The 24332-nt window shown below is 63.0% G+C and carries 14 protein-coding genes; 1 reads left to right on the top strand and 13 read right to left on the bottom strand.

Annotation, left to right across the window (positions count from 1 at the left end):
- Positions 1-9: 9 nt before the first annotated feature.
- From RPMA_RS15350 to pcsA, 3 genes are all read right to left on the bottom strand, one after another.
- A complete protein-coding gene (locus tag RPMA_RS15350) occupies positions 10-984 on the bottom strand; it encodes a quinone oxidoreductase family protein (protein WP_211908322.1) in 975 nt (324 codons plus the stop codon).
- A gap of 65 nt (positions 985-1049) precedes the next feature.
- Positions 1050-1772 carry a TerC family protein gene (locus RPMA_RS15355; protein WP_211908324.1) on the bottom strand — a complete coding sequence of 241 codons (723 nt, stop codon included), beginning with the start codon at positions 1770-1772 and terminating at the stop codon, positions 1050-1052.
- On the bottom strand, positions 1769-2503 hold the full coding sequence (pcsA, locus tag RPMA_RS15360) for a phosphatidylcholine synthase (RefSeq protein ID WP_211908326.1): 735 nt from the start codon (positions 2501-2503) through the stop codon (positions 1769-1771). The genes RPMA_RS15355 and pcsA overlap by 4 nt, the downstream gene beginning before the upstream one ends.
- A 136-nt stretch (positions 2504-2639) precedes the next feature.
- Between pcsA and RPMA_RS15365 the strand changes: the two genes are divergently transcribed.
- On the top strand, positions 2640-3836 hold the full coding sequence (locus RPMA_RS15365; protein WP_211908333.1) for a UbiH/UbiF family hydroxylase: 1197 nt from the start codon (positions 2640-2642) through the stop codon (positions 3834-3836).
- Here the strand turns inward: RPMA_RS15365 and RPMA_RS15370 are convergent.
- The 10 genes from RPMA_RS15370 to RPMA_RS15415 all read right to left on the bottom strand — a co-directional run bounded on the left by RPMA_RS15370 (position 3833) and on the right by RPMA_RS15415 (position 24328).
- Positions 3833-4786, bottom strand: a complete 954-nt coding sequence (locus RPMA_RS15370; RefSeq protein WP_211908335.1) for an AEC family transporter — start codon at positions 4784-4786, stop codon at positions 3833-3835. The genes RPMA_RS15365 and RPMA_RS15370 overlap by 4 nt on opposite strands.
- Positions 4787-5186: 400 nt before the next feature.
- The gene (locus RPMA_RS15375) at positions 5187-5345 is read right to left on the bottom strand and encodes a sigma factor-like helix-turn-helix DNA-binding protein (RefSeq protein ID WP_211908337.1); all 159 of its coding nucleotides are present in this window, start codon (positions 5343-5345) and stop codon (positions 5187-5189) included.
- 69 nt (positions 5346-5414) lie between these two features.
- Positions 5415-17753 (bottom strand): filamentous haemagglutinin family protein, encoded by a 12339-nt coding sequence (locus tag RPMA_RS15380; protein ID WP_211908339.1) that lies wholly within the window; start codon positions 17751-17753, stop codon positions 5415-5417.
- 172 nt (positions 17754-17925) lie between these two features.
- Positions 17926-18948, bottom strand: coding sequence for a FecR family protein (locus tag RPMA_RS15385; RefSeq protein WP_211908341.1), 1023 nt, complete (start codon positions 18946-18948; stop codon positions 17926-17928).
- A 74-nt stretch (positions 18949-19022) separates the two neighbouring features.
- Positions 19023-19535, bottom strand: coding sequence for an RNA polymerase sigma factor (locus RPMA_RS15390; RefSeq protein WP_211908343.1), 513 nt, complete (start codon positions 19533-19535; stop codon positions 19023-19025).
- On the bottom strand, positions 19532-20266 hold the full coding sequence (locus RPMA_RS15395; protein WP_211908349.1) for a secretin and TonB N-terminal domain-containing protein: 735 nt from the start codon (positions 20264-20266) through the stop codon (positions 19532-19534). Before RPMA_RS15395 ends, RPMA_RS15390 begins: the two co-directional genes overlap by 4 nt.
- 556 nt (positions 20267-20822) lie before the next feature.
- A complete protein-coding gene (locus tag RPMA_RS15400) occupies positions 20823-21959 on the bottom strand; it encodes a M20 aminoacylase family protein (RefSeq protein ID WP_328516519.1) in 1137 nt (378 codons plus the stop codon).
- Positions 21960-21996: 37 nt separating this feature from the next.
- Positions 21997-23484 (bottom strand): class I adenylate-forming enzyme family protein, encoded by a 1488-nt coding sequence (locus RPMA_RS15405; RefSeq protein WP_211908351.1) that lies wholly within the window; start codon positions 23482-23484, stop codon positions 21997-21999.
- 62 nt (positions 23485-23546) lie between these two features.
- Complete coding sequence (locus RPMA_RS15410; RefSeq protein ID WP_211908353.1) at positions 23547-24092, bottom strand: ABC transporter permease; 546 nt, start codon at positions 24090-24092, stop codon at positions 23547-23549.
- The gene (locus RPMA_RS15415; RefSeq protein ID WP_211908355.1) at positions 24092-24328 is read right to left on the bottom strand and encodes a hypothetical protein; all 237 of its coding nucleotides are present in this window, start codon (positions 24326-24328) and stop codon (positions 24092-24094) included. Before RPMA_RS15415 ends, RPMA_RS15410 begins: the two co-directional genes overlap by 1 nt.
- Positions 24329-24332 lie beyond the last annotated feature (4 nt).

Here is a 24332-nt window from a genome sequence, read left to right on the forward strand (position 1 = left end):
AAAAGAAGGTCACACCTTCAAAATCACAGCACCTGTCGTCTTGCGGGCTTCCAGATCCGTGTGCGCCTTGGCTGCATCCTTCAGCGCATAGGCGTGGTTGATCGGCACATGCAGTTTGCCGTCGATCACCGCGGAGAACAGCGTATCCGCGCCTTCCAGCAAATCTTTCCGCTTGGCCACATAGTCGTTGAGCTTTGGCCGCGTCGCGAACAGCGAGCCGTGATTGTTGAGTTCAGCGATCGCGAAGGGCGGCACTGGGCCCGACGCATTCCCGAACGACACCCACAGGCCCAGCGGCTTCAAGCAGGACAATGAGCCAGGGAACGTCGTCTTGCCGACGCCGTCATAGACGACATCGCACAACTCATTGCGCGTGATCTGCCTGACGCGCTCGACGAAGTTTTCCTCGTTGTAATAGATGACGTGGTCGCAGCCATTGGCGAGCGCGAGTTCGCCCTTTTCCTTCGAGCCGACAGTGCCGATCACATGCGCGCCCATCGCCTTGGCCCATTGGCAGGCGATCAGGCCGATGCCGCCGGCCGCAGCGTGGATCAGCACGCGGTGGTGCGGCTCGACCTTGAAGGTCTTGTGCAGCAGATACCAGACCGTGAGCCCCTTGAGCATCAGCACCGCGCCCTGCTCATGGGTGATGCGATCCGGCAGCTTCACCAGGCGATCGGCGGCAAAGACGCGCTCGGTCGCGTAGCTGCCGAGATTGGAATAGTAGGCGACGCGATCGCCCGGATGGAAACCGGTGACGCCTGCCCCAACGCTGACCACCTCGCCCGACGCTTCGTTGCCCGCGATGAAAGGCAACTGCGGCGCCTTATAGAGGCCGGTGCGGAAATAGGTGTCGATGAAATTGACGCCGATGGCATGCTGGCGAATACGAACTTCGCCTGCGCCCGGTGCCGGCACCTCGACATCCTCATAGGTCAGCACTTCGGGTCCGCCAACCTGATGGACGCGCACGGCCTTCGTCATCGCTCAATCTCCCTGAATGACTTCGCGCACAAGCGATACCAATGGCCGGGAGATGTCAACCGGACCTAGCCTCGCTTCCTGCGGTTACGCTTGGCCAGCACGTTGAACAGTTCAACCGCCGCCGAAAACAGGATGGCAAAATAGATGTAGCCGCGCGGGATATGGAAACTGAAACCATCTGCCACCAGCGACACGCCGATCAGCACGAGGAATGCAAGCGCCAGCATCTTGGTGGTTGGATATTCCGCGACGAAACGCGCCACCGGCCCCGACGACACATACATCACCGCACAGGCGATGATGACCGCTGCCACCATGATCTCGATATCCTGCGCCATGCCGATGGCCGTGATAATGCTGTCGAGCGAGAAGACGAGATCGACGACGACAACCTGCAGGATCACCCACGCAAACGCATTCGGCACCGGCTTGTCGGTCACCGCACCCTCGCGGGCTTCGACTTCGGCATGGATTTCATGCGTCGCCTTGGCGATCAGGAAAAGGCCACCGAAAATCAGGATCAGATCGCGCCACGATAGCGAGAAGCCGAAGGCCGTCACCACCGGCGCGGTGAGGCCGATCAGCCAGACCAGGATGCTCAACAGCGCGATCCGGAAGATCAGCGCGAGCGCCAGACCGATCTGTCGTGCGCGCGTCGCTTGCGGCTCCGGCAGCCGCGACACCAGCACCGACAGGAAAATCACATTGTCGATGCCGAGCACGATTTCGAGCGCAGTCAGCGTCAGCAGCGCGGCCCAGGCTTCCGGGCTGGAGAACAATTCGATCATGGCGTGGAGGGCCTCATGAGGCGGATGACGGCGTCACCGCAGACAATGTAGAGCGCGATCAGGCAGAGCGAGATGGTCACAGGCAGAGCAACATCGAAATTCTGTATCAGCGTGATGACGGCCAATCCCGCCCATACCGCCATCAGCATCAGATTGAGCCATCGCAAACGCTTGACGCGTACGGGATGCAATACATGCAGCGGGACGAAAGTCAGGATGATCAGCGCCAGCACCACAGCGCTCGCCAGCATCGGCGAAGGCTGCAGCAGAAACAGATAGAACGCCGCTCCGTTCCACAGCGCCGGAAAGCCGCGGAAATGGTTGTCGTCGGTCTTCATCCTGAGATCGGCGAAATACAGCGCGCTGGTGACGACTATGCCGGCACCAAGCAGCGTGGCGGTCCACGGTGCCAGCAGACCAGAGGTGGCGATCGCATAGGCCGGAACGAACACGTAAGTGAGGAAGTCGACCACGAAATCCAGCGCGTCGCCCGACCAGTTCGGCAACACGCGGCCGACATCGAGATAACGCGCCATGGGACCGTCGAGCCCGTCGATCACGAGGGCCAGACCGAGCCAGCCGAACATCGCGGCCCACTCGCCGCGCACAGCGCTCATCATGGCGATCAACGCAACTCCGGCGCCAAGCGCCGTGAAAATATGAACGGAGAACGCCGCCATGCGCGCGGGCCGTGGAACAGACGGACGATTGTCGGGACTCGAAGCGGTCATGGACAACGGATTGCTAGCAGGAATTGCAGAACTTTGCACGGCGACGCTTGCGGCGTTCGGCCGCCGAGGCCGAGTGGAACGATTTTGCAACGCGTCATGGCTTGAAAAGACCGGCCCAAAAGCCGATGGTTCGGCCATGACCGATACCCCCGCTTCCCTCTATGACGTCGCCATTGTCGGTGGCGGTCCGGCCGGCCTTGCCGCGGCCGTGGCCGTGGCCGAAACCGGCGCCCGCACGGCGCTCGTCGCCCGCCGCCTGCCCTATGCGGACAACCGCACCACCGCCCTCCTCGGCGGCTCCGTCGACTTTCTCCAGTCGCTCGACGTCTGGCATCGCTGCGCCGACAAGGCGGCCGCGCTGACCACCATGCGGCTGGTGGACGACACCAACCGGCTGATCCGCGCGCCAGAGGTCAAGTTCGTCAGCGAGGAGATCGGTCTCGACACGTTCGGCTACAATATCGAGAACCGCGAATTGATGATCGCGCTGGAAGCGCGCGCGGCGGAGCTGAGCAATCTCGTCCGCATCGACGACGAGGCCGCTTCGGTCAACCCCGGCGAGATGGAAGTGACCATCCTCACCGCACAGGGCGAGACCATTGCAGCGCGGCTCGCGGTCGGCGCCGACGGCCGGCAATCCATGTCCCGCGACGCCGCCGGCATCACCGCCGAGCGCCGTCCGCTGGATCAGGTGGCCGTCACGTTCAATGTCAGCCACAGCCGCCCGCACCGGAACGTATCGACCGAATTCCACACACCGGCCGGTCCGTGCGTATTCGTGCCGCTGCCCGGCGACCGCTCCAGCATCGTCTGGATCAACAAGCCCGCAGACGCCGAGCGCCTGATGGCGCTGAGCGACGATGACCTGTCGGCAGCCATCGAAAAGCAGTCGCACTACATCCTCGGCCGCATGACGGTCGAGCCCGGACGCTATCGCTTTCCGCTCGGGATCGGCGGGCCGCGGGAGCTCGCGAAAAACCGCGTGGTGCTGGTGGGCGACGCCGCGCATGTGGTGCCGCCGATCGGCGCGCAGGGTCTCAATCTCGGCCTGCGCGATGCGTCCGATCTGGCCGACATGGTCCGCGACGCCGGCACCGCCGGTCAGGACATCGGCGCGCCCGACGTCATTGCGCGCTACACCCGCATGCGCCGCAGCGATATCGCCTCGCGCACCTTCGCCATCGACATGGCCAACCGTTCGCTGCTCAACGACCTGCTGCCGGTCCAGATCATCCGTGCCGCCGGCATGCATGCGATGGGCGCCATCGGCCCGCTGCGCCGGCTCGCCATGCGCGAGGGGCTGTCGCCGTCATGGCGCAAGAGCGCATTCTAAGGAAAAGCGATCTGGCCTGACTTCAGGAGATACATCACAGAGGTCAGCGTGAGCACTGACACGAAGGTGCCCAGCAGAACCGCGACCGAGGCCGGCTCGATCCAGCTGTCATATTGCCGCGCGATCACGAACACATTGAGCGCCGGCGGCAACGATGCCAGCAGAACGGCGGTGGCCGCCCAGACCGGCGGAAACGGGCCGAGCAACAGCATCAGGCCGAACACGATCAGCGGATGGATCAGAAGCTTGATCATGATCAGGCCCGGAATCTCCCATGGCACGCGCCCGAGCGGCCGCAGCGCGACGGTGACGCCAAGCGCGAACAGCGCCACCGGCGCCGCCGAATTCTGCAGGAACAGCAGCATGCCATCGAGCGCCACCGGCATCTGGATATGGAATGCTGCCACGGCCGCACCGAGATAGGCCGCCACGATCAGCGGATGCAGCAGGATGTGCTTGATGACGATGCCGATGGTCGGGAGCAATGGCCGCTTGTCGGCCGAGGTCAGCGCCATCATCAACGGCGCGATCGAAAACAGGAAGATACTGTCGAAGCAGAACACCAGCGCCGTCGGCACCGCCGCGGACGGACCGAGCACGGCCAGCGCCAGCCCCGGCCCCATATAGCCGATATTGCCATAGCCGCCCGCCAGCCCCGCCATCCCGGCCTCGCGCATGGTCAACCGGCCGAGGAATTTGCCGGTGCCCACGGACAGGAAGAACGCCGTTGCGGTGGCCAGCGTGGTGCCGATCACGAAGGGCAGATTGTTCAGCTCCTCGAACGGCGTCTTCGCCATGATTCGGAAGAACAGCGCAGGCAGGGAGACATAGAGCAGGAAAAAATTCATCCAGGCCAGGCCGGACTCGGGCAGGCTCTTCACCTTGCCGCAGGCAAAGCCGATGAAGATCAGGCCGAAATACGGTAATGCGAGATTGAGGACATCCATCATGGGCCGGCATTCGCCTTTTGCTTCTGGCCCATTGGTGGGAAACCCAATGTTTTGGACTTATGAGCCAATGCTATTACGATCTAACGAGGAATTAATACCAAACCGAATGGCATAAGCCCATTGCGCTGCCGTCGATGCTCGCCCGAACCATAAGGCCTCCCATTCCCCACCGATCGCGCTTCGCCACGACAGCGGCAACGCATTCGCACGGAATCAAATCGATTCAAAGATCTAGCAGTCTGTTACCTCGCACCAAGCGAGCTGTCGAAGCCCGTTTGATGCAACAGGAACGGAACGCAGGGCTAGGAACCATTCCCGATGGCCAGGGACCGCTCGGTCTTCAAAGCATCGCCCGCTTGAAGATCGCCTCAGTGCGGCCGCCGGCCGCCGCTTCTTCGGATCATACCCGGCCGAGCTTTCGCGCACAGTGCTTCAACGCGTTGCTGAGGTCGATCTCAACCATACGCGCGCTCACACCCAGCTCGGTGGCGATCTCGACATAGGGCTTGTTTTTGACCATTGCAGCGGAGCGGATTACAGGCTGGTCCGCGCCGTCCATAATCGGCTGCCACACGCCAGCGCCCGCCGCATTCTCTGCAGCGAGCGCCTGCCGTCACGGCGTTGACGATCACAATCGTCGCCGCTCTCCCGCGAGAAGCTCCATCTTCTCCTCATCCGTCAGCGACTTCATCTGCTCGGGCGTGATTGGACCGCTTCCGATGACACGGACCGTATCGGACTTTTTCTCGTTGAGTTCGGTCCGCTGCTCATTGCGCCGACGCTTGTTGTCTTCGTCGCCGTCGCCACTTCCCCCGCCATAGCCCAACACTTCCACGATGATCACCGACGGCTGCGCGTTCGCGCTTTGCGCTGGTGCTGCCGCCTGCTGCGTCGCTGCCGCGGCATTGCTGCTCGACAGCGAGCCGCTGATACTTGGCGCCTGCACGGTGGGAACACCGGTCGCCGTGCCCTGCCCAGAGATATTCGCGGCATTGACGATCTGCAGCGCCGCGAGGTTCAGATTGCCGGCAAAGCGGATGCCGGCTTCACCGGCGTCGATGACGCCGAGCGGTGCGATCAGGTCGACATCGCCGGGCGGCTTTTCCGGGAACGGAATGCTGGCAATGCCCGCACCCGCAGACGGCGCCACCGGCGACAGCGCGACATTGCCATAGTTGTCATAGACGCGGCGCGACGGAGCGAACAGCACCGTGGTCTTGGCGCCGCGGCCGGCATTGATGTCGCCGGTCGCGGTCCATGCCAGGATATTGCCACCGAAGGTCGTCATGATGCGCGACAGGCCGAGCAGCACGCTGCCATCGCTATACATCTGGATGTTGCCCTCGCCCTGGGTCATCACGCCTGCCGAAGGCGGCGGCTGGTCGCCTTCGACGCCGAGGGTGATCTGGCCGCCCGGTGCCAGCATCTGGATGTCGCCGCCGAAATTGGTGCGAATGCCGGAGCCGTCGAACATCGTGATGTCGCCGAGATAGGCCGTGGGCTTGCCAGCGTCATCGGTTGCAGGGAACAGCGCCGCAATCATCTCGCGGCCGCGCAGATAGCTCTGATAGCGCGGGCTTTCAGGATTGTTGTATTCGCGGCCGCCAGCGGTCAGTTCGGCGTAATAGACCTGCCGCAGGAAGACGCGCTGCTGTTCGGGTGCCAGCCCGGTGAAATAGTCTCGCGCCTCAGCGTCATCCTTGGCGACGAAGCCGTAGCGCTGCTGCAGCCATGCCGTCAGGTCCTTCTCATAGGTCTTGGCGACTTTACCCGAGCCATCCAGCGGCGTGCCGGTTGGCAACTGGTTGGCCGGATCGAGATAGCGCAGCAGTGCCTGCCACGCCGGGCCTTCCGGTCCGGTGCCGGCCATCACGACGATGCTGGCCCCAGGGCGCTTGTCGCCGGCGATCAGCGGCCCGACGCTGGTCAACGAACCTGCATCGCCCTGATAGATGTTGCGGCCGGCCGTTACTTCCAGCGTGCCCGGCCCACCGATCTGCCAATTCGCATAAGTAAGGTCGCGCCCGGCCTGGATGATGGAGACGTCGGTTGCGTTATTGTTGACGATCAGACCTCCGCTGCCGACGATGTCGCGGCCGGCACGGATGCGTGCGGACGTCGCGCCGACATACCAGGTGAGGATCGACCGGCCCGTAGTCGCGTTGAAATTCAGCACCTCGCCCGATTCCAGACCGAGAATGTCGCCGCCGACCGCATAGAACAGCGCAGGCGACTGGCTGCCCGCATGCAGATCGCGGCTGCCAAGCGTGTTCGGACCGAATGCGAACAGCGCCGCGCCGCCGCTATTGCTCGCCTGGCTGTTGAATCCGCCGCCACTGGTGAGGGTTCCTTCGCGGCTCGTATTCGAGAGCAGGACGCCGACCGGCGAGCCACCGCGCCCGACAAAGGCCGGGTTGAACGGGGTCGGGATCGGCGTGTCGGCGCCGGACATGCTGATCGTATAGCCGCCGCCGAACAGCGAGTTGGCCGCGAGGAATTCGAGCGCACCGGACGAGGACGGTGCCAGCACGATCCCCTGCTCGGACGTCTTGGTGTCGCCGGCCACGGCCAGTCCGTAATAGATACTGCCCGATGCCGCCGTGGCGCGCAGGATTGACGGATAGGTGGTGCGGATGTCGCCCTGCAACGTGTTGGCATAGTTCGTGTTGCGTTGGCCGACGATGGTGCCGGGCGTCACGTTGCCGCCGATGCTGAACAGGTTGATCGCGGTGCGATCCGTCCATAGCGAGAACCAGCTTTCGCCATCGCCAGTGTAGGACACGCCGCCCGCCTTGAACGCCTGCGTGTTGATCACCGGCACGCGACCGGGATCGCTGACGCCGGAGATCACGAGATCTCCCGGCGTGTTGAGATAGACCGCGCTGTCGCCGGGCATGAGCACCAGACCCGCGGCGCTGATGGCGCGCCCGGCCGCGAACGGATCGCTGGCGCGGATATCCTTGTGATCGCGCGTCCCGTAAGCGAGATCGACGGTGCCGACGGCACCAGCCATCACCGAGGTCAGGCCGCGTAGATTGATCAGTGCGCCGTTCAGCTCCGTATACTGCTGATTATTGCCGAGGCTGCCGCCCTGGGTGGCCTTGAGATTCGGATTGACCGTTCCGACGACCTGCAGCGTGAGATCGCCGCCGCCCGTGAGCGTCAGGTTGCCGGCGGCATCCACGCGGCCGGTGCTGCCGATGGCGGCCACCAGGCCCTCACTGCCCGGATAGTTCACCAGATTGGCAGTCCCCTCCGTGATGATGCCAGCATCGCCGGCGGCGCGGATGGTGAGGTTGCCACCGCCCAGCGTGCCCAATCCGGTGAAGCCGACAATGAACGGATCGGTCAGCGCATTGCTGAAGGGATTGCGGACATAAGTGCCGAAATTGATCCACCAGGCCGTCGCCATGCCATCCGCGCTGCGATCGGCGCTGCCGGTGCCCTGGCGCCAGAGCCAGTTGCCGACGCCGACCGTGCCGAGCTGCGAGCGGTTGCTGGAGGAAATGCCGCCAAGGATGTTGCCGATGAAATTGCCGCCGACTGCGATGTCGAGATTGCCGCCGTGGTCAGGATACCAGGCCTGATAGGCCGCATCCGCCGCCGCGCGATACTTGGTGTCATTCTCCTGGGTGCCGAGCAGGAAGCCGTTGTACAGGCCGCGACCGAGATCGAACGGGTCGTTGCCATTGGCGTCGGTTAGCGTCACCGAGCGCGCGCCGGCGGTATAGACGCCGAACAGCGACTCCATACGGAAGTCGCCGGCCGCCGCCATGGCGAGATCGCCGGTGCCGGTGCGCACCACGCTGAATAGCGGCGCTAGAACGGTGTGTTGCGTGGTTTCAGGCGAAACCGTTTCGAACTTGTTGCACCAGGTCGGCCTGACCCTGCATTGGGCTTCTTGATTCTTCGGAACAGGCTGCCCCTCGACACGATTGCCGGTGGCTAGGGACGTCCATGTATAGGAAATGACTATGCTCGCCGGAATGGTGACCACATTCGTCATTGCATGGCTGTCGGCGAGGATGATCGAGCCACTCGCACCGGGCATCGTGGCGCGACGATCCGCTGAGCCGAGATCGGCACCGGCCGTGAACTGCATGTCCCAGCTCGTGCTACCCTCGCCCAGCATCGGCGCCAGCGCCCAGTTGCGGCCCGGCACGCCATTCACCACCGGCCGCAGGTCGATCGGCTTGTTGTCGATGAGTTCGACAGCGGTGCCACCCGGCACCACCGAGCCGCGCGGGATCGCGACCGTGGCATTGGCGGTGATCGTAGCCGGCAAGGCAAAGCCCTTCGGCCAGATCAGCGGACCGACCGAGGCGTCGCTGCGCAGTGCCGTGCCGGCGCCGAGCTTCATGCCGCTGGTGATCACGATATCCTGCTGGATCACCTTGCCGGCCGCATGCGCGATGCTGCCATCGACATTGTAGACATTGCCGCGCAGCACTGATCCGACCGGCAGCGTATAATTGGCCGTCAGTGTCACATCGATTGGCAGGATGACACCCGACGGCAGCGTCATCGCGTCGGTCGACACGTCGTAACCGAGCGTGGCGCCGCGCGGGAATACGGTGCCCTTGTCGAGCACCACGCCATCGATCGGAATCGACACATCGGCGCCAAACGGCGTAAAGGGCTGGTTGAACTGGTCGCGCCATTCGACGAGATACCAGCCATCGTCGTTCGGCGTGGCCGGCGGCGGCGCAAAACCGTCATTGACGCTGCCATAGATGCTGATGTTGCCTTTGGCGCGGATCGCCAGCGCGCCCGGCTCGCCATAGCCGCGGCGGACGTCATTGAGAACGTCGGCATCAGGGCCGTAACGATAATTCGACAGATCGAGATCGCCCACGATGGTGAGATCGCCATTGGGATTGTCGGCGCTGACCCGGCTGGTGATCTCCATGCCCGGACGCAGATGATAGGCGCCGAGCCCGCTCAGCTTCGCACGCAGCGTTCCATTGGCGAGCGCACGGTCGATGAAGGCGCGATTGTCGTCGTCGAGATCGTCGAGATAGGCCTGGGTGATGTCCTGCGGCTTGTGGCCGGTCACGTCCGGCGCCGCAGCGAGCGGCGCATCGTCATAGATGCGGAACGCATTGACGGCGATGGTCTTGGCGCCGCGGATCCCCGGCGAACCAAGCACATTGATGGCGACGTCATCAGCGCCATCGTCGCCGCGGGTGCCCGCGGCCACGCCACTGCCGCCGAGACGCGGCGCATTCAGCGCCAGCGTGCCGCGCGCAACACCATCGTTCCGATAGGCCGACGCACCGGCCGCCTCATCGGTGCCGGCGCGCAGATCGATCACTGCGCCGGCTGCGAGCGTCAAGGTGCCCTGTCGCGTGGTGAGATCAACGATGGCACGGTTTGGCGCGTCGATGATCTTGCCATAGCTGTCGAAACGCAGGCGCGTGCCATGGGCATCAAGCGTGCCGTTGATGACGAGATCGTTCATCGCCATCAAGCGGATGGTGCCTACCTGCGCGCCGCTGGCATCGATGGTGCCATTCACCGTGAGGCTGCCGTCGTCGAGGACGATCTCGACGGTGCGGGCCTTCACCTCATTGCCGACCGTGAGATCGCCCTGCTTGATCTGGAAGCGGCGGGCACCGAATACTTCGCCGTCGGTGAGGCGGGCATTCAGGCCGGCAAAGTCGACAATGGTCTGGGCCCGTAGCGTGACCTCGGCGCGATCATACGGCACGAACGTGCCGCCCGCGTCATATTCGCCGCTGGCCGAGCCGATAATGCGACCGGCCAGATCGATGCGGCCGGCACCGGTGCCGAGCGCGGTCGCCTGCAAGGTGCCGGCGCGGTTATTGACCGCCGAAAGATCGATCGACGATCCCGCAGCCTGAACGATATCGCCCGACGTGCTCGACAGGACGATCGCTCCGCCATTGCTGTAGCGGGTCTGCTCGAAGAACGAGACAGCGCGACCGGACAGGTCGATCTGCGCATTGTTGCTGAGCGACAGCAACTGATCGGCGGTCACCGACAACTTGCCGGAAGCGAGTGCGATATTGCCATCGATGGTGACATTGCGGCCGGTCAACGCCAGTTCGGCGCCGAGCGCGTCGCGCTTGGGGGCCGCGGCACCCTGTGACGAGAACAGGATGTCGCCGCCCGCAGTGATGCGATTGACCGAGCCGGCCTCACCGGTGAGCACCGGCGCGAACAGATTGAGATCGCCGCCGCTATAGCTGTAGCCGCTGCCGGGCGTGTAGCTGCCTTGCTGATGATAGACGCTGAGCGAGCCTTTCAGATTGGCCGAGATGTTTTCGCTGGCATGCAGATTGACCGTGCTGAAACCGAGTGCGACGCGATCCGCCGAATAAGGGACGGCCGGCTGGGTGTTCGGGCCATAGCCGAACACGATGCGTTTGGCCGAGATGTCGAGCATGCTGCTGCCGAGCAGGCTGCCGATCGCAGCGCCGGGCGTGTTCGGAATATTCGAGCCGCCACTCACGGGCGATGGCTGTTCCGACAGGCCGGTCCAGACGAATTCGCCGGTGGAGATGATCGCCTTGTCGGTGGCCGAACCATAGCCATAGATGGCCGGCGTTCCCAGCACCAGTCGCTCGATCGAGGACTGGCCGGTGGCGACATCAAGCGTATCGAGCGCCACCGAGCCGTACATATTTACGGACTCGCGGGCGTTCAGCACCAGCGTTTTCACCGCCGGAATGCCCGCTCCCTTGTTGCCCGCGAGCAAGCTGGCCAGGATATTCTGGTTCATCGACATGCCGGACGGCAACTGGCCATTGGCGGCCGCCTGCGCCAGCGCCGCATCGCTGCCGAGGTTCACCGACGACACGGACAGCGCCAGATTCTCGGCGCCGTAACGAACATTGTCCGCGAAGGTGAATGCCTTGTCGGTGCCGACCGCAATCGTGCCACGCGCCAGAATCGTGGTCTCACCGCTGCAAGCGCCGGTCGCGCATTCGCCGATCCGGATCGTGCCGGGCTGCTGGCCGCCATTGGAGACAGGCGCCAGCATGTTGATCCAACCATTGGACACCGCGAACACGCTGGCATTGCCGGTCGAGAACACGATGCCGTCATCGGAGTCGTAAGCGGCTGCCCCGCTGGCCAACGTATTGATCGATGCGCCCTGCTCCACCACGATGCCATCGCGGCCGGAGATCAGGACAACTTCCGCGCCGGTGAGCACAGCGCCGCTGCGCACTGTCGTGCTCCATCCGTTGGTGCTGTAGGTCGCCACGGTTCCGGCATAGGTCAGGTCGAGCTCACCGCCGATCAACAGCCGCGGCGCGCCGAACGCATTGAGCTCATCGGCATGAACGGACGTGCCCGTGAAACCGGCTGAGGGGAGTTGACCCTTACCGAGGATCTCGACGTCGAAACCGGTCAGCGCGACGGTGCCGCCATAACCGACGCTACCGGCAGCCGGCGCGAACAATGCGCGGCCATCGAACTGCAGCAGCGGCGCGTCGGCGCGCTGCTTCGAATAGCCGAAAGCGAGCACGAGATTATGCGCATCGGCAAGGATCTCGCCGCGCGTGCCGCCGCGCCGAGCCGAGTCCGCAAGGACAAAGGCATCGTAGCCCATCGTGTTGTAGCTCGAATGCAGACGCATCGCATCGGACGGCGTAACGATCACGCGGCTGGCCAGCGCCGACCGGATCGACGTATTGGCAACGCCGAGATAGCCATTCGAGACATAGGAGCCCGTCTCGATCGCAGCCGTGACATTCGGACCGGTATGCGCTGCGCCGATCTCGATACGGAATGCGCCCGGCAGCAATGCGTAATTCGCCGGCATCAACGTATAGGTACCAGCCTTCAGGCCGCCGACATCCGACGGCAGCGTGATCTGCTGGCCGAGAGCCGGACCGCTCGCTTCGAGCCCCGTCGGCGCGATACTGCCGGCATAGGTCGGGACGATGGCATAGACGTTATTCTTGGCCGAACTGAAATCGAAACCTGGATTGGCATTGGCCAGCGGCGTGCGGATCACATCCACCGAACCGCCGCGGCCGCTGACGAAGCCGGCGCCGACGAGTTCACCGCCGCCGGACAGATCGAGGATCGCACCGCTGTGGCCGATGACACTGTCGCCGGACAACGAGATTTGCGACGCGCCGAGCGCACGCGGCGTGATCGTCGTGCCTGCCACGCTGTAGCTCTGGCCATCGGCCGTGCCGCCGTAAGGCATCAATAGCCCGGCAGCACTCACCGATGTGATACTGCCAGGCAAGAGGTGCAGATTTGCGGATGTCACCGACGCGTTGGTGACATTCGTTCCAAGCACCAGCGTTCCCATCGGGGCGCGAACGACACCGCCCTGACGCACGGTGTGCGCGCCGAGCGACAGGCTGCCGAACAGCGAATAAGGCGCAGCAATATCTCCATCGCGCCCGCGCCGAATCTCCAGGACGCGGCCCGGCGCATAACCCGCCACGATCTGCGCCGAGACGCCGGTGTCGGGATAGATCTGCGCTGCCGTGATGGTGAGATCGCCTGGCGTATGCAGCTCCGTACCCACACCGATGCCGCGTCCGGTCAAACCGCCAAGCAGACGCAGATCACCGCGGCTGACCATTTCGACGGAATCGAAGCCGCGGCGGTCCATCACGACAGCCGGCCCGTTGAGCATTGCGACCTCACCGCGCGCGCCAAAGCCGACGCGGTCGCGCACATCGATATGATCCGCCTGCACGCGGAAGGTGGCATCGCTGCTGCGTGCAGAAGCGCCGTCTCGCCAAGTCACCGTCGGAAGGATCTGGAAATCACCTGGGATGCGTGTTGGCGCCGCCAGCCTGACATAAGACGAAGCCAGCGATATCTGCGCATTGGACTCCGCGGCCTCGCTCAGGGCGTAAGCGCCACCGTAAAGGCGAATACTCTGTGCCAGGGAGAGCGTGACATTACCGTCGAACGACAGAATGCCATCCACCAGCAGAGACAGATTGCCGAAGCCACCAGCGGTGATCTGATCAACGCCAAGCCGACCGACGCCATAAGCCAGCGTCGCATCGGCTTCACCGAACTTCATATCGGCAGACAGGCCGCTCCCGCGATTCACTTGTGACAGTACGAATTCGCGCGGTACGCGGACCTCGTTGTCTGCTTGATAGGCGGCGCTGGTCGAGTAGATCGACGTCTCGAGCGCGATCGCCAGCGTGCCGCCGGCTGCCGACGCACCACCGGCCTGCGCACGGAGCGTGCCATCGAGATACAAGCTATGCGCAGATTTCAGCACGATAGTGCCGCCATTGCTGGCGACCTCGATCGGGGTGTGTCCATTGGGACCGGAAACGTCGAGCATCGCGCGCGTCCCCGACGCATCAAGCAATGCACCGGGCCGGATGACGACGGCGATGTCTTGAGTCAGGCCGTCGCCGGTCGCCTCCCAATCATGGCCGCCACCAATCGCGATGGTGCCGCCCGCCTGGACGCTGCCATAGCGGCCCTGTCCGACCGCCGCGCGCGCCGCGACATCGAGCACCGCGTTGTCGCCGATCCAGATCGAGCGCCGATGCGCATGCTGCGACACATTTTGCGGCGAATAGGCCAGCGGTCCGTCGATATTGATATTGATGTTGCCGCCGAAGGCATTCAGTCGTCCCTCGACATCGATCTCGCTCAACCCTCCGCCGAACAGGCTGATGCTACGACCAGGATCGACCGAGACCACGGCATTTTTGCCGATGACGATGTCACAGCCCTTCTCGAGCAACTGTGAGCGCAAGACGAGATCGGCGCCGGCGCGCTGGGTCAGCGTGCGCTTGGCCGGATTGTCGAGATACAGCGGCGCCTGCACGACCTGCAATGCGGCACGATCGCCGGCAGCCAGAGCAGAAGTGTCCTGCACCTGATAAACCGGCGCGATCACCTCGACGTGGGTGCCATCGGCGACGGTAACGCCGCCATAGCCATTGATGTCGTATTTGGCGAAGCCGCGACGGAAGAAGTCGGGCGTCAGCAGCAACGCTCCGTTGGCCACAGCCGATCCCGCTGCCGCGATCAACACCGACGAGGTTGAGATCGTCAACGCGCCGGCGCCGCTGATGCCATAGCCGCGAAGCTCACCATCAAGGCGCAAGGACCCAGCGGTGGCACCGGCATTGATCGACTGGCCGGCCACCAGCGTCACGCTGCCACCCTTACCTCCCTGGATTTTGCCGTTCACCAGCAACGCCGCGCCCGAGGAGACATCGATCAGCGCATCACGCTCGATGACCATATCGCGCGTCACCTGCAGATCGACCGTTCCACCATCGAGAAGGCCCAGCAAGGCGGAGGCGCTGCCGTCGGCCGCCACGCCGCCGACGAGGCCCGAAACATCGATGGTCGCGCCTGCTCGCAGCGTCAGCGACGGCTGGGCACCATTGACCAGTTCCTCTGTCGCGGCCCCGTCGCGAACCGACTTGAACTGGTTGGTCGATGTCACCCGTCCGCCATGCGCCGTGACATTTCCTTTGATGTCGATGGACGCTGCCGTCATGTCGAGCGCACCACCATTGGCGAGCGTCAGGCTGCCGTCGATCGTGATGCTGCCGCGGGTGCCAAGATCGAGCCCGCCGAGCCGCTGGCCGCTGAGGCGGTTTGCGTCAAACCAGACCGTGTTGACGCGATCGGCTGCGAGCAGGCTATCGACGGAAAGATTGCTGGCGATGTCCGCAATCGCGCCGATGCGGATATCGGTATCGTAGAGATCCCAGCGCCCGATCCGCGAATAGTCGGCAAGGCCGAGCGTACCGGCCAGCGGCACCGCGTCCTGCACCTGCTTATAGCCATCGGCGACATTGGCGGCGCGTGTCGAGGTCTGGCGCTCGCCCTTGATGACATCGGCAATGATGTCGGCTTCCATGACGGCGGTCGGTGTCGAAAGATTCAGCCGGCCGGCATCGCGGCCGGCCGTATAGCCATCCTCATAGCGCCAGCTTGTCGAGCGGTCGAACACCGAGCTCCAGATCTCGGTGAGCTGGTCGGAGACACGGCCCTGGATGTTATGCGTACGCGAGAAGCCGCCGGCGATGCCAACGAACTTCATGTCGGCCGGTGCATTGTCGAAACTATAGATACGGCCATCGGAGCCGATCAGCTTGGTCGAATAGATCTTGCCGCCGTCATAGCTGACCGACCCGCCGGAAATATCGAAACGCGCGCCCTGCTGCGCAATAACGTCATTTGCCGCCAGCGTAATGGTGCCGCCGACTGCCGACCATTCGCCAATCGTGTGCTTGATATTGGCGAGATAACCGCCGACTTCCAGCAATCCACCTTTGGTGTAGTAGCGATAGCCGCTATAGCCGCCGGTGCCGTCGGCCAGCAAAGTGAGATTGCGAATATCGATCCACACATCCTTATTGACCAGCAGGCCGCTATCGCGGTTCTGCGGGCTGTCGCGCAATTCATTGCCCTGGACATTGACCAGCACCTGATTGGCCGACATCGGCAGCAATACGCCGCGCACGCCGGAGACGTCGATATTGGCGCCGCTCTCGACAAAGATGCGCTCCTTGGCGCTGACCGAGATCTGGCCGCCTTGCGCCATGGTCTGCGACTTGTTCTGGAACGTGACCTTGCCGCCGGTGACGATCTCGATACGCGACTGATCCTGCCGGTCGGTCATCCGCGACAGATTGTCGAACAGACCGAGCGTGGCCTGGGCGCGGTCAACATCAGCCTGAGGCGAGGCTTTGATCAAAGCGTCGCGCTGACCATCGAGTGCGGTCTCGGAGCTGTCGAGTTCGGGCAGGATGGCAGTCAGCGCATTGGCGCCGAGCGTGATGCGGCCTTGCGAGTCGTTGGCCGAGTTGAGCAGATGAATGGTGCCGCGGGTATTGACCGACGTGGTCGCGATCATCACGCCGCTCTGGTTCAGCGTGCGGCCGGCCAGCGTGATGTCGCCCTGTTGTGCAAGGATCAGGCCGCTATTATCGACGCGGCCACTGGTGCTCCCATTGAGAATCTGCGGTGCGATCTCGATGCCGCGCGTGGTCGATATGGTGTTGCCGGTGGTGCTAAAGCCACGGCGCAGGGCAAAACTGTCGCCCGCAGCCAGAAGCGTCTGCCCCTTCGGCGTGGAAATCGTACCGGCATTGCTGACTTCCGAACCGATCATCAGCACGAAGCCGCCGCCGGAATTCACGGACGCCGGCGCATTGGTGGCGATCGAAGCGCCAGACTGCACCACGACCTTGCCGCCGGCCGCGGTGAAGTTCGGCACATAATTGTTATTTACTTGCGTGCTGAAGATGCCGTTGGTGCGGAACAGATCGGTATCGATATCGGCCGTCGAGGCAATCAGCGAGCCGACATTGACCTGGCTGTTGCCACCAAAAACAATGCCGTTGCGATTGATCACCAGCACTTGGCCGTCGGCCTTGATATTGCCGAGGATCTGGCTCGGCGCAATGGCACCGCTGACGCGATTGAGCGCAGTCCAGCTGCTATTGCCCTGTTGGTCGAACGTCAGCGTGGTGAGCGCGCCGACATTGAAACTCTGCCAGTCGAGGATCGCCTGCTGGGTGGTCTGACGGATATTGACCTGGGTCTGTCCCGCTGCATCGATGCTCTGGGTCGGGCTGTTCGCACCACTCCAGTTCTGCGGCATATGCGGCAGCAGGCCACCGGCGCCGAGACCGTTCGGAACCGGTATTGACGCCTGGGCAGCGGCAGCAGCAGCGCGCGCTGCGGCCTGCACAGCCTGCATGTCCTGAACCGCCCGCGCCGCGCGCGTCAGCGAGTCCTGCGATTGCCGCGCGGCTGCCGCGGCCTGCCGAGCAGCCTGTGCGGCGGCATCAGACGCGATGTTCGGCGCCGAAACCACTCCCCCTGCGCTGCCACCGTTCAAGGATCGCGCTTGAACCGCCGGTGAGGCGGCGAACAGGGTCAGCACGCTGGCGCCTGCCAGGAATACAGCGTTCCGCATGGCGCGAAGCTTGGAACCGGTCACGATCGAGGACGAAGAGGCGGCACGGACGGACATGAATAACCATTCCCAGAACTGACGTTAGAAGCTCGAGTCACCCCACGGTCATGCGTTGAGGCTCGAAAAAACGCTTTCATGGAGTCAGACGGAGGTGCCGCGCGCCGTGTGACAGGGAGTGAAAGAAAAATTTAAGAAAGAGGCAGCGATCGCAAGCATGACAAGATCACGTTCAACTCAGCACGACGATCCCTGCGGGATAGCGCGTGACTGTCAGCTTGAACGTATTTTCCACTTGCGCGAGCGCCTGCTCCATCTGGTCGATGCGAAAGCGACCGCTGAGCAATCGCTGTCCTTGCGCAGCATTGCTCAGAATGATCCGACCGGATCTGTAGCGGTTCATCTCCTCCACCGCTTCGGACAGCGGCGTATTGCGAAATGTCACGATGCCGCGGCGCCATTCCGACACCGCGGCCGGATCGATCGCATCGATTTCGCCGACACGGAGGCCACCATAGGAGACCCGCTGCCTTGCATTGAGCTCTGCGACCTGCGTGCCGCTTTCGACCCTCAGCCGGCCCTCCAGACATGTCACGACCGTTTGCGCGCCGGCGCCAAAGGTGCGCAGTTCGAATTGGCCGGCTTCGCTGACGATCTTGCCGTCTGCGGCAAACACTGCAAGCGCACGCGACGCACTGCCTGGCGCTTTGAAGGATGCTTCACCCGCGATCAGTTCGATGCGTTCCTCCGTGGCGGTTGCGGGACGAACTGCAAGGCTTGTCTGGGTATTCAGCGCGATCTCGACATCGCCGGCAAAGGCGACCGTGCGCTGCTCACCGGTGCCGGTGCGGAAATCCGCCCGCATTTCGGAGACGGAGGGCCACAACCCAAGAGGCGGTCTTATGGCGCCGTAGATCGCCGCACCGCCGATCGAAGCAAAGGCGGCGCCTAGCATCACGCGCCGGGTCATCACCGCACGCTGCCGGCCATATTCCTGAAGCGGCGCCATGAAATTTGCGTCGGCGCCGTATTTGGCGCGGCCCACCACCGCCATCCGCTGCCAGATGCGCTCGGCCTCCTCATAGGCTGTCTGGTGATGCGGATCCTGCATGCGCCATCGCTGCGCGCTCGCGATCTCTTCCGCTGTCGCAGCCCCCGAAGCGAGCTTCTGAACCCAGCCAACTGCCTGCTGCTCGATCTGGCTCAGATTGGACCTGTGATGCTCGCTCATCTGTCGTGATACCGCTGACGCCATGACCGAATATCGGGATGGCAGTTCTCCTGTGTTTCCATTAGCTCAGACGTTTATGCCGCGCCGAATGTGACATCTCAGCCCATCAATTCCTTGCAACGCGACAAACAATATTCGTGGGCACGGACCAACTCCCTGGCAACCGTCCGACGCGTGATCCGCATCTGTTTGGCGATGACGTCATGCGGGATATTTCCCACGCGCGCCGCAAGGAAGATCGCACGCTGTCGCGCCGGAAGCTCGGACACGATGGTCTCGAACGCATCGATCTCGGTCCTCGCAATCATCTCCTCTTCCGGCGTCGGCTTGTCATCCGGGATTTCCAGAGCCAGATCGAGCTCGACACTTCGCCGGTGCCGCTTTTCCTTCCGGTGCAAATCGATGGCCGCATTCAGCGCGGTGCGGAACAGATAATTCTCCGGTCGCGCGATCTCCCTGTCCGTCCGCCCCGTGGCGAGGCGGATCCAGGCGTCGTGCATCGCCTCGTCGGCGAGATCGGCTGAACCAAGCCGCCGGGTCAACCGCTTTTTCAGATCGGTGTAATCCTCGCTGAACAGCCGGCGCATCACCGTTTTCGCCAGACCGCTCATCGCACGCCACCCTGCGCGCGACGATGGGGCTCAGTGGCGTCACAATCGGATTTGGCGCCCGGTGATTGCGGCGTGAACAGCAGACGGATCGGCTGAACGAAGCCCGCCGGCGGCGGCTCCCGAAAGTGGATCCGACGCAGTGCGCTGTTGATGGCGTGGTCAGTCTCAGGCTGTCCAACACTCCCAAGCTTGAGAAAATCCTGCACCGTGCCGTCCGGCGCAATCCAAAACACCGTGACGAGGCGATATTGGCCCGGCCTCGCATGAGGAATCCGGCAAAGCGTCTCCAAAACATCCTGTTGCACAAGCGCATAATAGCGCCGATCCGGGCGATCCTGCCCTGATCGTCGCTCCGGAATTGGTTCCAGTACGTATGTCTCTTCGGCAACGAAACGCGCTGTCAGACCTGTTCCGACGAGCATCTGAGCCAATGCCGCCTCTGGCGTCGCGCGCCCCTCGACGCCGCCCGAGAACCGGCCGTCCACGACCCCGCCTTCGTACAGCGCCTCTTTGCCAGTCACATCGCCATAGCGAATGAGCGCCGAACCAAGCGGTTGCGCGGCAATCGAGAAATGAAACATCGGCTCTGCGGCCACGCAGGTCGTTATGGCGGCGTGCGCGAGCAGGAGGGCGCCGTAGATGCCGCCCGAGATCGACGCGCCCCTGCGCTTCGCCCCATTCCGCTTCAAGTCTGGAAATGGCTTACTGGCGATGTCGGCTCGCTGAGGCATTCTCACTGCTCAACCGGCGAGGAGCAGCTCAGGATCTGCGCCGATAAGTCTCTGCGACGGCTCCGGTCACGCCGCCAACAAACGCGGCGGAAACTAGGCGCGCCTCATTGCAGATTTACGACAAGCGGGAGACTGTGGGCGGGCGCGACCATCACGTCGCTGTCCCTTTGGCCGTCTGGCCGTTCGGATGGCATCAGGGTAGAAGCAGTACAGCGCGATTAGGCCTGTTTTAAAAATGGCAGGTCAAGGGCTGGTAGGTGATCGGCTGAAGCCGATGTCCGCCATGCGCCCCAATACCAGCCATCGCCTCATTCCAGGTGTCTGACCGAAGATGATGTTGAGTTATTTCAAAATCTTACGGAGGTGCCACGAGAGTAAACAATCGGATTGCTTCAGCGGAAATGTTCAAAACGCTCGGCGATTCTGAACGATAGGAATCCATCGCCTGCCAACGGACCAATGCCGCATCCTTGGCTTTTAAGGCGTTATTTTGAGACAGACTCTTAGGGGAATAATTCGGTACTCGATGCAACTCTTGCGACGCTGATTATAGCATTCACTTTGCTACCGCCTCTGCCAGAGCAACCCAATAGTCGATTCCGAAAGGGAGAGCGTCGTCGTTGAAGTCGAAGTTTGGATTGTGAAGGATGCGATCGCGCTCCATCGTACCGTTTCCGATCCACAAGTAGCATCCGGGCACTTCCTGCAGCATGAAGGCGAAATCCTCGGCGCCCATGGTGGCGGGAATTTCCTTTTTCACCCGATCCGTGCCGACTAGTCTCTGCACGACCTCGCCGCAGGCTGCAGTCCATTCCGGCGTGTTGACTAAGACAGGATAACGCCGGTCATAAATGATATTGGCAACGCATCCCAAACCGCCGCAGATGCTGCTCACGACCGACCGCAGCCGGGCCTCGATGAGGTCGCGCACGCCTTGATCGAGCGCACGCGTGGTTCCGCGCAGCACCGCGCTGTCTGGAATAACGTTCCATGACGCGCCGCCTTTCATCTCGGTGATGCTGACCACGGCCGCATCGAGCGGATCGACGGAGCGGCTGACGATGCTCTGGACGGCTGAAATGATCTGGCCAGCCGCAACGATGGGATCCGCGCCCAAATGCGGGCGGGCCGCATGGGTGCCCTTTCCTTCGATTGTGATCTCGAAGACATCGAAGGATGCCATCGAAGGCCCGCTACGCAGCGCAAAACTGCCGATGTCCAGGCCGGGTCGCGTATGCATTCCGAAAACGGCATCGGCGGGAAAGCGCTTGAACAACCCATCCTCGATCATCCGCTTGCCACCGCCTTCGTTCTCTTCGGCTGGCTGGAAGACGAACTGGATCGTACCGGACAGGTCGCGCTGCGCGAGATGACGGGCGGCGCCGAGCAGCATGGCCGTGTGGCCGTCATGACCGCAGGCATGCATCTTGCCGCGGATGCGAGATGCATGCGCGAAGCGATTGGCTTCCTGGATATCGAGTGCATCCATATCAGCACGAAACGACACGGTCCGGCCGCCGCCGGTGCCGCGTTTGACGCCGACGACACCAGTGCCGCCGATGCCTTCGGTCACCTCGAGGCCAAAGCTGCGCAGCTTCTCGGCGACGAAACGGCTCGTCTCAAACTCCTCGAAAGCGGTTTCGGGATGGGCGTGCAGGTGATGCCGCCATGCTCTGACGTCTGACAGATCCACCAGCGTTCCTTTCTATTGCAGAGATTCCAAGGCGCGATCAGATGGACCGTGCGGCGCGTTCGCAGAGTTGGCGACGATCGACCTTGTTGGTGGCAGCCAGCGGCAACTCGTCCAGGAAGAACACACGGCGCGGATGCTGATAGGCGGGCGCATGCGCCAGCACATAGTCCTTGATGGCCTTCTCGGAGAGATCGGCGTCCTTCCGGGGTACAACGAAGGCGACCGGCTTCTGGCCCTTGAGTTCGTCCGGTACCGGCACCACGCAGGCCTGCATGACGCCCGGGACCTGCTCAATGACCTTTTCGACCTCACCGGGATAGATGTTCTCGCCGCCGCAATTGAACATGTCATCGACGCGGCCGACGAAATAATAGCAGCCCTCCGCATCGGTGCGGAACGCGTCGCCGGATTTGTACCAGCCATCCGGGGTCAGCGCCTCGGCCGTCTTTTCCGGCATGTTGAGATAGCCGAGCATATTGGCCGGCGTGCGCATCCAGAGCTCGCCTTCGGCAGCGTCATGTCCGTCCACATCGACGATGCGTACTTCAACATCCTTCAAAGGCCAGCCGAGACCATCACCGCCCGGCAGCGTGCGATTTTGCGTCGGCCCGAACACGATCGGCCCCGCTTCCGTGGTGCCATATCCGCCGGCGACACCGGCATTCGGGAATGTGCGATGAACCGCATCATAGAGCTGCTGCGTGGCGGGGGCCGAACCCATGCGCACATAGCGGACTCGCGACGTATCGATGCCGGCCAGCGCGCTCGTCTCACGGGTCAGCATGGCCATCATGGTCGGCACCGAGGTGATCCAGGTAACGCCGAACCGGCCAATGGCATCGATAAACGACTTGGCCTCGAACTGCGGCATCAGCACCACGCTGGCATGGGCGCAGATCGCGAATTTGCAAGAACCAAGCGCATTCATGTGAAACAGCGGCGCCGCCACGATCAGGCGTTCGTCCTCGAAGGAGGCACGGGCGGCCACGCGGATCGTCAGCGCCCAGATCTGGCCGTCATGAGAGAGTTGCACGCCTTTCGGCCGGCCGGTGGAACCGGACGTATAGAGGATCATCGCACAGGTGCCATGCGGCGGCTCGAAAGTGTCGAACGGGCCGGGATCCAGAAACGCGTCCCATTCAGGTCCGTCGAGGCGGACGGTCGGCAGACCGCCGGGAACGAGCGATGCACGGTCGCCATCGACGAAGGCCAGCTTCGCCGAGCAATCGGAGAGGATGAAAGCGACCCCATCGGCGGACAGCTTGTGGTTCACCGGCACTGCGATCATCCCGGCCCGCATGATCGCGAAATAAGCGATGATGAACTCGGCGCGATTGACGCTCATGATCGCGACGCTGTCGCCGCGCTTAAGGCCCTTGTGGACCAGCCCGCGCGCGCACGCATCCGACAACCGATCGAGGTCGCCATGTGAAAATTCCCTCGCCTCTCCGCCGGAACAGTCGATCAGTGCGACCGCTTGCTGGTTCTTCGAGGGATCGACGAGCTTACCGAGATTCTTCCACATGGCGTGACTTGCTTCGATGATATCTGAATGATGTAAGGCTGCGGTTGCGGATGTCGACGCGGTTATTCGGACAACGATTTCATGCCGCCGCTGCGGTCCCAGAAGACCAACCTGTGCTGCAGCATCTTGATGATCTGGCTGCCGCCGATGCCGAGCACGGCGAGGCTTATCAGTGCCGCGAACATGGTGCTGGTGTCCAGCGTGGTGGTCGCCGCATTGATCAAGAAGCCGAGGCCTTCAGAGGACGACACGAATTCGGCAACGACGGCACCGATCAGGCCAAGTACGATCGAGATCTGCAGGCCGGCGAAAATATGGCTGGCCGCCGATGGAATCTTGATCCGGGTCAGGACGTGCCAGCGGCTCGCCGAAAACGCGCGCATCAGGTCGAGCAGCGACGGATCGGTCGCCTTCAGACCCACTGCCGTGTTGATGAACATCGGGAAGAAGCAGACCAGGCCCACCATGACGGCCTTCGAGCCGAGGCCAAAACCGAACCAGACCAGGATCAGCGGCGCCAGAGCCACCTTCGGCATCGACTGCAGGCCGAGCACGAAGGGATACAGCAGACGCTCCAGCCAGCGGAACTCGGCGAACAGCACGCCCATCACGAAGGCCAGCGAACACCCCCGATATAGCCGAGCATCATAGACGACAGCGTAAATCCGAAATCCTTCCAATAGGCGCCGTCGATATAGCCACGCTTCAGGGCTGCAATCACGCTGTCGAGCGGCGGCAGGACGTAGTTCGGTACACCCCAATAACGAACGGCGGCGACCCATAGTGCCAGCAGCACGGCCAGCAGGAGCAGCGGATAGACGACAGATTTCAATCGCTCGTTCATGCTA

Source organism: Tardiphaga alba (genome assembly GCF_018279705.1).
In the GTDB taxonomy this organism is placed as follows: Bacteria; Pseudomonadota; Alphaproteobacteria; order Rhizobiales; family Xanthobacteraceae; genus Tardiphaga; species Tardiphaga alba.